The 13,042-nt window shown below is 64.3% G+C and carries 9 protein-coding genes; 6 read left to right on the forward strand and 3 right to left on the reverse strand.

Annotated features, from left to right (window positions below):
• Positions 1–35 precede the first annotated feature (35 nt).
• The 3 genes from JFC13_RS01235 to JFC13_RS01245 form a co-directional block, all read right to left on the reverse strand.
• On the reverse strand, positions 36–2,750 hold the full coding sequence (locus JFC13_RS01235) for a DNA gyrase/topoisomerase IV subunit A (protein ID WP_198395296.1): 2,715 nt from the start codon (positions 2,748–2,750) through the stop codon (positions 36–38).
• A 306-nt stretch (positions 2,751–3,056) separates the two neighbouring features.
• Positions 3,057–3,611 carry a TetR/AcrR family transcriptional regulator gene (locus JFC13_RS01240; RefSeq protein ID WP_198395297.1) on the reverse strand — a complete coding sequence of 185 codons (555 nt, stop codon included), beginning with the start codon at positions 3,609–3,611 and terminating at the stop codon, positions 3,057–3,059.
• A gap of 239 nt (positions 3,612–3,850) precedes the next feature.
• Positions 3,851–6,523: a bifunctional acetate--CoA ligase family protein/GNAT family N-acetyltransferase gene (locus JFC13_RS01245; RefSeq protein WP_198395298.1), complete on the reverse strand. Its 2,673-nt coding sequence runs from the start codon at positions 6,521–6,523 to the stop codon at positions 3,851–3,853.
• 122 nt (positions 6,524–6,645) lie between these two features.
• Here JFC13_RS01245 and JFC13_RS01250 point away from each other — a divergent pair, with 122 nt between their 5' ends.
• From JFC13_RS01250 to JFC13_RS01275, 6 genes are all read left to right on the forward strand, one after another.
• Complete coding sequence (locus JFC13_RS01250) at positions 6,646–7,233, forward strand: DUF5998 family protein (protein ID WP_143921215.1); 588 nt, start codon at positions 6,646–6,648, stop codon at positions 7,231–7,233.
• Complete coding sequence (locus JFC13_RS01255; RefSeq protein ID WP_198395299.1) at positions 7,233–8,396, forward strand: alkaline phosphatase family protein; 1,164 nt, start codon at positions 7,233–7,235, stop codon at positions 8,394–8,396. The genes JFC13_RS01250 and JFC13_RS01255 overlap by 1 nt, the downstream gene beginning before the upstream one ends.
• 69 nt (positions 8,397–8,465) lie before the next feature.
• Positions 8,466–9,740 (forward strand): methyltransferase, encoded by a 1,275-nt coding sequence (locus JFC13_RS19775; RefSeq protein WP_198395300.1) that lies wholly within the window; start codon positions 8,466–8,468, stop codon positions 9,738–9,740.
• Between the two features lie 66 nt (positions 9,741–9,806).
• Positions 9,807–11,051: a 5-(carboxyamino)imidazole ribonucleotide synthase gene (locus JFC13_RS01265; RefSeq protein ID WP_198395301.1), complete on the forward strand. Its 1,245-nt coding sequence runs from the start codon at positions 9,807–9,809 to the stop codon at positions 11,049–11,051.
• A 1-nt stretch (position 11,052) separates the two neighbouring features.
• Entirely contained in the window at positions 11,053–11,589 is a 537-nt protein-coding gene (gene purE / locus JFC13_RS01270) for a 5-(carboxyamino)imidazole ribonucleotide mutase (protein ID WP_198395302.1), read from the forward strand.
• A 37-nt stretch (positions 11,590–11,626) separates the two neighbouring features.
• On the forward strand, positions 11,627–12,775 hold the full coding sequence (locus tag JFC13_RS01275; protein ID WP_143921457.1) for an acyl-CoA dehydrogenase family protein: 1,149 nt from the start codon (positions 11,627–11,629) through the stop codon (positions 12,773–12,775).
• The last annotated feature ends 267 nt before the right edge of the window (positions 12,776–13,042 follow it).

Raw genomic sequence — 13,042 nt, forward strand, 5'->3', positions numbered from 1 at the left:
TCCTCGCCAATTCCTCAGATTTCCTCGCCAATTCCTCAGAACAGCGCTGTGTCGTCGTCATCGTCGTCATGGGAGACGATGACGACGTCGTCGGAGTCGATCTTCGAACGGGCGATCTCTTCTTTCGCCTCATCGAGATCACGCCCGTCATCAAGGTCGAGATCGAGCTCGTCGAAGCTCGTCGCCAATCCCTGCGTGCGGGTCGCAGCCGGGGACGTCGAACCTCCGCCGGGCTCGCCACCCGCAGCGGAGCCGCCACCGGCAGCACCGTCGCCGACAGGATCTTCGGCGCCGCCGAGGCGAGGAACCGTTCCGATGACGTCGATCTTGGACTCGAGGGGCGAGCCTGTGGCATCGCGCTTGGACATCTCGGCTGGAAGGGTCCTGGCCCCTCCTGCCTGGGCAGCCGCCTGCGGGGTATCGCCGACCCAGGCCAGGGACAGCTCGGTTTCGCCCTTGAGGAATTTGTGGGCACGCACACCCGAGGTCGCACGGCCCTTGGTCGGATATTCGGAGAAGTCGCTGACCTTGATCGATGACGATGGTGCGCCGTAGAAGTTCTCGCCACTGGCGACTGTGACCACGGCGAACGTGCCGACGCTGGTGTCGGCGTCGCCGTCCTCGTCGGTCTTGGCTTCCTTGGGAGTCATGCCGAAGAACAGCGCGCGCGCATCGGCGGCGACCTTCATCCCAGCCACACCTGAGGCGTTCCAGCCCTGTGCCCGCAGCCCGGAGGCATCGAAGGCCAGCAGCTGCGCATTCGAGGTCACGAACACCGCCAGGGACTTATCGATGTCCTTCGGCTGAGCAACGCCGATGACGGAGTCCTTGCCCTTGAGTGTGATCGCTTCCCACTCGCTCTTGTTCGGCCTGGCAGCCACGGACACACGTTTGACGACTCCGCCTGCGGTGCCGACGACGAACTCACGGTCGAGGTCGATGAGACCGAGGACCGTCTCATTCTTCTCCAGCGTCACGTAGTCGGCGATCTTGACGCCGCCGGCGACGTTCGGACGTGTTGCGGCCGGCGGCAGAGCCGGCAGGTCGACGACATCGACCATGTGCAGACGACCTGTCGAGGTCACCGCACCGACCTTGCCCTGAGTCGTCGACACGATCTCCGAGCGCAGCGCATCATGGCTCGAGCGCTTCCCGATCCTCTGCAATGCCGAGGCATCAGCGGTTCGGGCGATGCGCCCGGAGGTCGAGAGGAGGACCCGGCAGGGAGCGTCGGCGATCTTGAGGTCAGACTGAGCCTTCTTGCCCTTGGCTGAGAGCTCCTTCATCGATCCTTCGATGAGAACCGTGCGCCGAGGCGAGCCGATGGCCTCCGCCGTCGCCTCGAGCTCCGTGGCGACGAGTTCGCGCAGCTTGGCCTCATCGGCGAGCAGGTCCTCGAGGTAGTCGATCTTCTTACGCAGCTCGTCACGCTCGGCTTCGAGCTCGATGCGCGAGAACTTGGTCAGCCTGCGCAGCTGCAGATCGAGGATGTAGGTGGCTTGGAGCTCCGAGAGCTCGAAGACGTCCATCAGACGTGTGCGCGCCGTGGCCGCATCGTCGGAGGAGCGGATGAGTTGGATGACCTCGTCGATGTCGAGGATCGCAATGAGCAGACCCTCGACGAGGTGGAGGCGGTCCTTGGCCTTGCGCAGCTGGAACACGGTGCGGCGGCGGATGACGTCGATGCGGTGGGCGAGGTAGACGGTCAGCAGTTCGCGCAGACCCAGTGTCCGCGGCTGGCCGTCGACGAGACAGACGTTGTTCATGCTGAACGATTCCTCGAGCGGGGTCTGCCGGTAGAGCTCAGCGAGGACTGCCTCCGGGTTGAACCCGTTCTTGATGCCGATGACCAGACGCATTCCGTTCTTGCGGTCCGAGTAGTCATCGATCGAAGCGATGCCGGTGAGCTTCTTCGCCCCGACAGCGTCCTTGACCTTGGACACAACCTTCTCCGGTCCCACGAGGTAGGGCAGCTCGGTGACGACGATGCCCTTGCGGCGGGCATTGATGTTCTCGATCGAGACCGTGGCTCTGGTGCGGAACGTACCGCGACCGGTCTCGTAGGCCTCACGGACCCCATCGAGGCCGATGATCCGTCCGCCGGTGGGCAGATCGGGGCCGGGGATGAAGCGCATCAGCTCGGCCAGGCCGGCCTCAGGATTGCGGATCAGGTGGCAGCAGGCGGCGATGACCTCACCCGGATTGTGCGGAGCCATATTGGTGGCCATGCCCACGGCGATTCCGGACGTGCCGTTGATGAGCAGATTCGGGAACGCGCTGGGCAGAACCTCGGGCTGGGTAAGTGTGTTGTCGTAGTTCCCGACGAAGTCGACGACGTCCTCATCGAGGCCTGCGATCATCTGCATGGAAGCCGAGGTCAGCCGGGCCTCCGTGTAACGCGGGGCGGCAGGACCGTCGTCGAGGGAACCGAAGTTTCCATGGCCGTCGACGAGCGGTACGCGCATGATGAAGCTTTGGCTCAGGCGCACCAGCGCATCGTAGATCGCAGTGTCACCGTGCGGGTGCAGCTTGCCCATCACATCGCCGACGATGCGAGAGGACTTCACATGCCCACGCTCGGGGCGCAGACCCATGTCGCCCATCTGGTAGACGATGCGACGCTGGACGGGCTTCAGCCCATCCCTGGCATCGGGCAGGGCGCGGGAGTGGATGACCGAGACCGCATATTCGAGGAACGAACTCTCCATCTCTGACGAGACGTCGACATCGATGACTCTGCCTTCGGTCATGGAACTCCTTTGACGCACGAATTTTCCGCTCCGGGTGCTCTCTCACACGCCGAGGTTCGGCATCGACAACGGAGAGCACCCGTCGATTCTAGCGTTCGATTTGAGTTCTACGGCTCAAGCCCGCATTTCCGGGGCGTCCGTGTCGTTGTCTGAAAGCGTCCGCGGTGTGAAGATCGGGGCGCGCGTGTGTTGTCGAAGTGTGTGAGCGTCTGTGCGTCGCAGCGGCTTCAGAACTGTGCCAGCGAGGAGCTCAGGTCCGAAGAGTTCAGGTCCGTTCGGAGAGGTCAGGCCTGCGTCGTGTTGAGGTCAGGCCTGCGTCGTGTTGCTGGCCACCCACGTGAGGAACTGCCCCATGAACGATTCTACGTGGGGGCGATCGGCCGTTCCTGCGATCAGTTCGGTGATCATCATTCCCATCACGGAGCTGTTCATCGTGCGAGCCATCTCAGCATCGACTTTGGCCAGTCGCATGACGAACTCGTCGATCTTCGCGGTGTTCTTCTGCTTCGCGGCCAAGGCTTCGTCGGGCAGGGCCGGGTCGAGGCTGAGCATGATCATCGTGTAGAAGCGGTTCCGGTCGGTGGTCAGCCAGTTCATGCAGAAATCGACGGAGATCTCCAGCGCGGACTTTCCGCTGTCCCGGAACATGTCCGGCAGACGGTCGAGCTGCTGCGAGTTGAGGTCTCCGATGCGCTCCATGATTCCAGTGATGAGAGCATCACGGGTGCGGTAGACATTCGATGTCGAGCCGACGGGCAACTCGGCGAGGGCATCGACTGCCCTGTGGGTGAGTCCACGAACTCCCTGTTCGGCGACTACAGCAATCGCGGAGTCGGTGACGACGTCTCTTCGTGAAATCATTTCTTTCAGGCCTCACTCTCGTGAGGCACCCGCAGTGCAGGTGCCTTTTGGATGGTGGATGGCCAGTGGCTGGCCACAGACTATGGCCAATGTATGGCCACACACTAAAACACGAATTCATAACGTTTCGTGCCGAACGGATACAGACACTACCTGCAATAGACAAGAATTGGTATAAGACTCGCCAAACTGACAGTCGGTTCTCACTAAATGGGCCGCATCTGAATTCCCCGGGCGGGTCAGCTGAGCAGTCTCCGCGTCGAATCGATCCGTGTGGAATCGGTGAGCAGATCAATCCTCACACTCAGAAGATGTCCGCCGGTCACGGTGGCGACCATGGGATGGACTTCGAGTTCGAGGATCTGCGGGTGCCTCTCGACGAGCACCGACAGGCGTTCGAGCACATCCTTGAGCGGATCGATATTCACCGGCGGCAGACCCCGATAGCCGAACAGCCTCGGCGAGGACTTGACCGATCGGATCATGTCCTCAGCATCTTTGTCCGTCAACGGGGCCACGCGATGTTCGACATCGCCGAGCAGCTCCGTCGTATCCCCGGCCAGGGAGAACGACAGCAACGGCCCCAGCAGCCGGTCCTCGCCGGCACGGATGACGCAGGGCACTCCCGGGGGAGCCATGGCCTGCACGTCGACCAGAGGGTCCTCGTCGACGAGTAGGGAGCTGATGGTCTCCTGGATCGCTTGGAAGTCCTCGCGCAGCTCCTCCGGTGAGTCGATGTTCAGTCGCACACCACCCAGCTCCATCCGATGGCGCAGCGTGGTCGATACGGCCTTGAGCGCGACCGGATAGCCGATGTCGTCGGCAGCGGACAGGGCTTCGTCCACCGAGGCGGCGGTGATGTGGGGCAGCACCTCGATCCCGTAGCAGGACAGCAGAGCCCTCGCCTGATCCCGCTCGAGCCGAACGGGTCGGCCTGTCTGGGCCTCGGAGAGTGCGGATTCGATGATAGTGCGCACGCCCTTGTCGTCGAGGTCTTCGACCTCAAGGAAACGGCCGTGGTCAGCGCCTCGCCAGCGGGCGTAGTCGGTGGCTCTGGCCAGGGACCATACAGCGTCTTCGGGGCCGACGTAGCTGGGTACGGTGTGCGAGTTGCGGTTGCCTTCGCTGTCGCTGAGATGAGTGGTCAGCTCGTCTTGGACACCTTGGATGCCGAGGAAGCAGGCCACGGTCGTCTTCTGCGAACGGGCCGCCGCCTCGGCGAGGTGGGCCGCGATCTCGGATTCCTCTGCTCCGGCCGAGGGGGTGAAGGTGACGATCACGGAGTCGATGTCCGCGCGGGCATACATCGCCTCGAGCTCGTCTCGGAACGTCTCTGCCTCGACCTCCGGGTGCAGAGACACCGGGTCGGCTTCGACGTGCAGACCCTCGGAGCGAGCTCGCTGGATGACGAGGGTGGCCATCGCCGCCGAGTTGCCGACGACTCCCAGGCGCCTGCCCGCGGGCAGGGACTGGGTCGAGAACACCTGGGCTAAGTCGAAGAGCTGGTGGATCGTATCGGCTCTGATCACGCCGGCCTGACCGAGCACCTGGTCGAGGGTGTTCGGTGCCAGGGACGAGGTGCGCACGATGTGCCCGGGCGGCAGCTCGCGGCCGGTGAGGTCGGATTTGATGACGACGACTGGTTTGACGCGTGAGACCCGGCGGGCGATGCGGGCGAACTTGCGCGGGTTGCCGATCGATTCGAGGTAGAGGCCGACGGTCTTCGTCGCCGGATCCTCCTCCCAGTATTGGAGGACGTCGTTGCCGGAGAGGTCGGCGCGGTTGCCTGCGGAGACGAATGTGGAGATGCCGAGTCCGCGCTTCTTCGCCGCCGCCAGCAGAGCGGTGCCCAACGCGCCCGACTGGCTGAACAGGCCGAGCGTGCCCGATGCCGGCAGGAACGGAGCCAGCGATGTGTTCAGCGAGATGTTCTCGGACTCGTTGACGAGGCCGAACGAGTTCGGGCCGACCACGCGCATCCCGTAGGCGCGGGCGGTGGAGACCATCTGGCGCTGCAGCTCGGCCCCGGCTTCACCGGTCTCGGCGAATCCCGAGGAGATGACGAGGACCGCTTTGACCCCGTGGGCCGCGCACTCCTGGACCACCTCGGTGGCGGACTCCGCAGGCACAGCGATGACGGCGAGGTCTGCCTTGCCGGGCAGATCATCCAGGCTCGGATACGCCTGGACTCCGGCGATCTGGTCCACTTCCGGGTGGACGACCCAGAGGTCGCCGGTGAACTTCGCCGAGGTGATGTTGCGGATCAGGAGATGGCCGGTGGAGTTGCGTTTGCGGCTGGCGCCAATGACCACCACCGAGGTGGGGTGGAGGACCGTGCGCACGCTCAGTGCCTCGGCGCGGTGCTCCCGAGAGGCTTGGACCTCGATCGACCGTGCCGTCGGGTCGATGTCGAAGTTCACGGCCACGACGCCGTCGTCGAAACCGCGTGAGACCTCGTAGCCGGCGGCCTGGAAGACCTGCAGCATGGATCGGTTCTGAGGCAGCACCTCGGCGGTGAACCTGCGGATCCCCAGATCCCGGGCTGCGGCGGCGAGATGCTCAAGGAGGATCGAACCGATGCCGCGTCCCTGGTGGGCATCGGCGATATTGAAGGCCACCTCGGCGGAGGTGGTTGAGATCTTGTCGAAGCGGCCGACGCCGATGATATCGGATCCGACCAGCATGATCATGGCCACTCGGTCGCGATGGTCAACGGTGACGAACCGGTCCAGATCGCGCTTGGGCAACCGGGGCAGCGGGGCGAAGAAGCGCAGGTAGATGGACTCGGGCGACTGGGCCTCATGCATCTTCGAGAGTGCGTCGGCATCGCCAGGGACGATGGGACGCAGATGGGCGGTGCCGCCATCGCGCAGGACGACATCGGCTTCCCACTCGGAAGGATAGTTTTCCATGCTCCCAGCATAAGCGGATGGCGAAGACCCCGGGCCGTACATGACCTGCAAGGTCGCAGAACGGGAGCCGAAGGAATGGGGCGAAGTGGGAAGAGGCGGGCGAGTACGGCACAATGGGAGTCATGGCTTTACCCGAAGTTCTCGTTCACGATCTGCAGTCGGCCGGATACTACCCACAGCTCACACAGGGGATTCTGGCTGATTCTCTGTTCGACGAACCGGTGCTCGCTCATTTCGTTCACATCGACACGCATGTCGACATCGAATCCATCCACCGTCACGTCACCGCCTTCGTGCTCACCGAGACACGTCTGCTGCTTGCGCACGTCGACGATGACCCGAACGCTGCACCCGGTTCCAAACCGCGGGCCGTGACGAGCAGCGAGGACATCGAACTCGAGCGTCTCGGCACCGTCATGGTCGGCCGGACGTTTGCCGACCCTGCTGCATTCATTCCCGGCGACAAGCCCGTCGAGGTGTCTCTGACCATGTCATGGGGCGCCTCTCGACGGATCGAAGCCTTCCCGGAGACCTGTGGTGACCCGGACTGCGCGGCCGATCACGGCTACGGTGGATCCATCTTCTCTGAAGACGTCATGCTGCGCGTGTCCGCCGAGGCCGAAGGTCAGGCGGCAGTTGATCGCATCGGAGAATTCGCCGGAAAGCTGCGTGCCGCGGTGTTCCAAGCCAGGCTGCGGTCTCGCCGCTGATGGCAGATGCGAGCACTTCACCCCTGACGGGGCCACCCGACTACTCCGGGCCTATCCTCTCCGACGTGGTTCCCGCCGCGGCCCTCAGCCTCGGCGCGGGGGACATCTTCGATGATTCGGCGCGTGCTCGGGCACAGTCGCTGGGCCTTGACCGGGATTCGAGGACGACGATCGTCGTCCTCATCGACGGTATGGGGGAGAGCCAGCTCAAGCAGTACAGCGGCTACACTCCATTCTTCCGGTCCCTGGCGGCCTCACGACGGACCCTGTCCACAGGGTTCCCCTCGACGACCGCGAACTCCTTGTCCTCCTTGGCCACAGGGCGTCTGCCCGGTGGCCACGGCGTCGTCGGATACCGCGTCCTCGACCCAGCCAAAGACGCTGTGTTCAACCAGCTGACCTGGGACCTCGACGTCGACCCGGTTGCCTGGGTGCCCGATGCGACCCTGTTCGAGCGACTCACCGCGGCCGAGGTCGACGTGGTCAGCCTCGGCGAGGCGAAGTTCGCCGGTCGCGGCCTGAATCGGGCTTCCCTGCGTGGGGGCCGGTTCCGGGCTTCGAAAACGCTCGAACAGCGCTGCGCTCAGGCCATCGAAGAGGCGAAGGCTCCTGGCCGTCGGCTGGTTTACCTCTACTGGGGCAACCTCGACAAGACGGGCCACGTCCACGGATCGAACTCCTCGCAGTGGACCGAGGAGCTCGAACACGTCGACCTGGCACTGTCGCAGCTGGCCAACGGTCTGCCTGCCGATTCGTCGATGATCGTCACCGCCGATCACGGCATGGTCGACATCGACCACAACTTGCGTCTCGACCTTGCCGATGCCCCCGAACTGCGGCAGGGCGTCAGGCATGTCGGCGGCGAACCGCGCGCCGTACACCTCTATGCCGAGGAGGGCGCCGAGGCCGACATCTACTCGGCGTGGACCGAGACAGTGGGGGACAGGGCGCTCATCCTCAGCCGCCATGAGGTCATCCGGCGCGGCTACTTCGGTCCCGTCGACCCCCGCTTCCGCCAGCGCATCGGGGACTTCGTGGTCATCTGCCAGGACGAATTCGCCATCGTCGACTCGGACAACGAGTCCGCCTCCGCTATCGCGCTCATCGGCCACCACGGGTCGACGACGGAACGCGAACTCCACATTCCCCTGCTCGTGGTGTGAGTCGGGTCCGTGAACAGAGTTGTGTGATGAACAGAGCCTTTCGATGAACAGAGCATTCAGGAACCCACAGTGACAGAACCCGAACCGTCGGCGACTGCACTCGGCTGGACCGAGGACGGAGCCCAACGATCGGCGACCTGGCATTCGGAGAACCAGTCGGCCGCCCCGGCACAGGTGACTGTCATCAGCGACGACATCACCGCCGATGCCGCCTACCGTCTGGCCCGATCGGGGACCGGGCTGCTGTGGCGCGGGGACTATCACAACGGCCGTCAGCTGCTGCAGGCGATGGACCGCCGCTTCAAACGCCACAGTGCTCGCCGCGGCGGCGGCAAACATGGAGCCGGCAAGCGCTCTCGCCGCAAGCTGGACAACCCCGGCGGCGATGCGGGAGGCCTCAGCGGTGCAGGTGCCTTCGAAGCACAGCGTCGCTACATTGCTGAACGAGCCCGTCTGCTTGGTGCACTGATCGTCGAACTCGACGGCGGCTACCTGCTGAACCTGCGCCGTGCTCCCGAGGTGAGCTTGGCCTGCGAGGCCGCCTACGGCCCATCGACAGGACCGATGTGCGTCTCGCTGACCGAGCTGAACGGGGTGCTCAGTGCTTACCAGTGGCAGCTGAGGGGCGTGGCCATTCCCGCCCTTGGCGAGGACATCCACCCGCGATACGGCGTGTTCTCCCCGATCCGCGGCGAATACGTCGACCTCGTCGCACAGACACCGTTTCCCGACTCCGGCACCGGCATCTCCTCCACACCGAACTCACCCACATCGAACTCTTCCGCACCGCAGACATGCGCACCGAAGACGGCCTTCGACCTCGGCACGGGCACCGGCGTCCTCGCCGCTGTGCTGCTGCGCCGCGGTGTCGACCGGGTCGTGGCCACGGACATCAATCCGCGTGCGGTGACGTGTGCACAAGAGAATCTGGGCCGCCTCGGTCTCGCCTCATCCGCCGAGGTGGTCGAGGCCGATCTCTTCCCGCAGGGACGCGCCGACCTCATCGTGTGCAACCCGCCGTGGCTGCCCGCCCGGCCGACGTCTGCCCTCGAGGCCGGCATCTACGACCCGGGATCCGATGTGCTCCACCGCTTCATCGACGGGCTGGCCGCGCACCTGAGCCCGGCGGGCGAGGGATGGCTGATTCTGTCCGACCTCGCCGAGCATCTGGGCCTGCGGGCCCGGGAGGAACTGCTCGAACGCATCACCGCTGCGGGCCTGCGCGTCCACGATCGACACGACACGACCCCGCGCCACCCCCGTGCCGCGGATGCCGAGGACGAACTCCACAGGGCTCGCGGGGCCGAAGTCACTTCGCTGTGGAGACTGCGTCGTTCCACCTGAGGCTGATCTCCTCATCCGAGCTCGAATGCTGAACCTGCGCATCTCATGTCCGCAGCGGACGATAGGATGGTGTACGTGACTTTTCCTCGTGTTGGTGTCATTGGCGGCGGCCAATTGGCACGTATGTTTGCCCCTGCCGCAGAAGCCCTCGGCGTCCGTTTCTCAGTCCTCGCTGAGACCGCTGATGCCCCGGCCACCCAGGTCATCAATGAGGTGAGCGTCGGAGACTATACGGACTTCGCGACCCTCAAGGCCTTTGCCGAGACGGTCGACGTGGTGACCTTCGACCATGAGCATGTTCCGCCAGAACATCTGCAGGCCCTCGCCGAGGCGGGCCACGCCGTCCGCCCGGGACCGCAGGCCCTCATCTTCGCTCAGGACAAAATCCTCATGCGCAGGAGAATGGACGAGCTCGGCCTGCCGAACCCGGCCTGGGCAGAGATCACCTCGCGCACCGATGTCGAGTCATTCGCACAGCGAGTCGGATTCCCCTTCATCCTCAAGACGCCTCGCGGCGGCTATGACGGCAAGGGCGTGCGTGTCATCGACACCATCGATGAGGCCGTGACCTGGCTCGAGGAGGTCGGGCAGCTGCTCGCCGAGGAGAAGGTGGACTTCACCCGCGAGCTCGCCGTCATGGTCGGACGCTCCCCGATGGGCCAGACTGCGGTGTGGCCCGTCGTTGAGACCTGGCAGCAGAACGGCGTGTGCAAGGAAGCAATTGCTCCCGCACCGGGACTGGCGGCCGACAAGTCCAGAGAGATCACCGAGGCGATCCTCAAGGTCGCCGGTGCCCTCGACGTCACCGGTGTGATGGCGATGGAGCTGTTCGAGACCGCCGATGGCTTCCTCATCAACGAATTTGCGATGCGTCCCCACAACACCGGTCACTGGACCCAGGACGGGGCCGTAACCAGCCAGTTCGAACAGCATCTTCGAGCGGTCCTCGACCTGCCCCTGGGCAGCCCCGCAGCCCGTGAGGACGTCTCTGTGATGGTCAACATCCTCGGCGCCGACCACGACGACCTCTATCACCCCTATCTGCATGTGATGGCCCACGACCCTGCGGTCAAGGTCCACCTCTACGGCAAGAGCGTGCGCCCAGGCCGAAAGGTCGGCCATGTCAACGCCTACGGACAGGACGCTGGTCTCGTGCTGGCTCGCGCCCGTCATGCCGCGGACTTCATCGCCGGCGTCGACGTCAACCCACATCCGCAGATGCCGGCCCCGGCAGATCTCGACGCAAACACGACGCCATCTGCCGATGACTCCGCCGGCACTGCCGCCACCTCCAGCGACGAAAGGGCCTGAAATGCCTCCAGCGAATGACGACGACTCCACGAGCAACGAGAACTTCGCAGCCGTCGGAATCGTCATGGGATCGGACTCGGATTGGCCGACGATGAAGGCCGCGGCCGAGGCCCTCGACGAACTGGGCATCGGCTCGACCGCTGAAGTCGTCTCTGCCCACCGCATGCCTGAGGACATGGTCGAATGGGCCAAGACCGCCGCAGACCGCGGCCTGCGCGTCATCATCGCCGGCGCCGGGGGAGCGGCCCACCTGCCCGGAATGATCGCTTCGATGACCTCGCTGCCCGTCATCGGCGTTCCCGTCCCGCTGAAATACCTCGACGGCATGGACTCCCTGCTCTCGATCGTGCAGATGCCCGGAGGCGTCCCGGTGGCCACCGTCTCGATCGGCGGAGCCAAGAACGCAGGACTCCTCGCCGCCCGAATCCTCGGCGCCGGTGACACCGATGCAGCGGCGGCAATCCGGGGTCGACTCGACGAGCATCGCACCCAGCTGCGGCAGGTCGCTCTCGACAAAGGGCAGGCACTGCGGCGATAATAGAAGTACTTAACGATCGATCAGTAATAGGAGAATGATGTTCGACCTCTACCAGCCCAGCGAAGAACACGAAGAGATCCGCGCCGCAGTGCGCAACGTCGTCGAGAAGAAGATCACTCCCTTCGCCGCCGAGGTTGACGCCGATTCCCGCTACCCGCAGGAAGCCCACGACGCTCTGGTCGAGACCGACTTCTTCGCCGCCCACATCCCCGAGGAACACGGCGGGATGGGCGCTGACGCGCTGGCAGTGGCCATCATCATCGAAGAGGTCGCACGCGGATGTGCTTCGTCATCACTGATCCCGGCCGTGAACAAGCTCGGCAGCATGCCTGTCCAGCTCGGCGGCAGCGAAGAGATCAAAGCGAAGTACTTCCCGCAGGTTGCTCGCGGTGAGGCCGGATTCTCCTACGGGCTCTCAGAACGCGAAGCCGGGTCCGACACTGCCTCGATGAAGACACGCGCCGTGGCCGATGGCGACGATTGGATCCTCAACGGTGTCAAGACCTGGATCACGAACGCCGGAGTCTCCGACTACTACACCGTCATGGCCGTGACCGACCCGGACGGTGCGCGTGGCCGCAACATCTCGGCCTTCGTCGTCGAGAAGTCCGACGAGGGATTCACCTTCGGTGAGAAGGAACGCAAGCTCGGCATCAAGGGATCGCCGACGCGCGAACTCCTCTTCGACAATGTCCGTCTGCCCGGTGACCGCATCATCGGTGACCCCGGTGAAGGACTGAAGATCGCTCTGCGGACTCTGGATCACACTCGCGTGACGATCGCTGCACAGGCCGTCGGCATCGCACAGGGCGCTTTGGACTACGCGGTGAACTATGTGAAGGAACGCCAGCAGTTCGGCAAGGCCATCGCCTCGAACCAGGGAGTCCAGTTCATGCTCGCGGACATGGGCATGAAGCTCGAAGCTGCTCGTTCGCTGACCTACACCGCTGCGGCCAAGAGCCAGCGCTTCGACGACGACCTCACCTATTTCGGTGCCGCAGCGAAGGCCTTTGCCTCGGATGCAGCCATGGAGATCACGACCGATGCCGTGCAGCTGCTCGGCGGTGCCGGATACGTCGTCGATCATCCTGTCGAGCGGATGATGCGTGATGCGAAGATCACACAGATCTACGAAGGCACCAATCAGATCCAGCGCATGGTGATGGGGCGCAAACTCATCGGCTGAGGCCAGACCTGCCTCGGCGGTGAGAAACCTACTTCGGCGGTGAGAAACCAGGCTTCGCGGAAGAGGGCCATCGCTGACGGGCGGTGGCCCTCTTAGGGCCTGGACTCCCAGACTGGGCCCCACAGATCGCGTGGCTGTGATCAAGTACACCTGCGACGACGCGACATGCGCAGGGCAAATGTGCCGGAATCCCGGGTTCGCACGCGCCACAATGGATGAACACAGTGGACTCTCCAGAAGGTTTGGCACAGTAGTCTGTGTCGCCGC

This window comes from Brevibacterium antiquum (assembly GCF_016107655.1).
Lineage (GTDB): Bacteria > Actinomycetota > Actinomycetes > Actinomycetales > Brevibacteriaceae > Brevibacterium > Brevibacterium antiquum.

Excerpts from the sequence above, each read along its gene's own strand:
- JFC13_RS01255 (WP_198395299.1), top strand. The coding sequence starts at position 7,233 with ATGGCAGATGCGAGCACTTCACCCCTGACGGGGCCACCCGACTACTCC.
- purE (WP_198395302.1), top strand. The coding sequence starts at position 11,053 with ATGCCTCCAGCGAATGACGACGACTCCACGAGCAACGAGAACTTCGCA.
- JFC13_RS01265 (WP_198395301.1), top strand. The coding sequence starts at position 9,807 with ATGGTGTACGTGACTTTTCCTCGTGTTGGTGTCATTGGCGGCGGCCAA.
- JFC13_RS01240 (WP_198395297.1), bottom strand. The coding sequence starts at position 3,611 with ATGATTTCACGAAGAGACGTCGTCACCGACTCCGCGATTGCTGTAGTC.
- JFC13_RS01235 (WP_198395296.1), bottom strand. The coding sequence starts at position 2,750 with ATGACCGAAGGCAGAGTCATCGATGTCGACGTCTCGTCAGAGATGGAG.
- JFC13_RS01250 (WP_143921215.1), top strand. The coding sequence starts at position 6,646 with ATGGCTTTACCCGAAGTTCTCGTTCACGATCTGCAGTCGGCCGGATAC.
- JFC13_RS01275 (WP_143921457.1), top strand. The coding sequence starts at position 11,627 with ATGTTCGACCTCTACCAGCCCAGCGAAGAACACGAAGAGATCCGCGCC.
- JFC13_RS01245 (WP_198395298.1), bottom strand. The coding sequence starts at position 6,523 with ATGGAAAACTATCCTTCCGAGTGGGAAGCCGATGTCGTCCTGCGCGAT.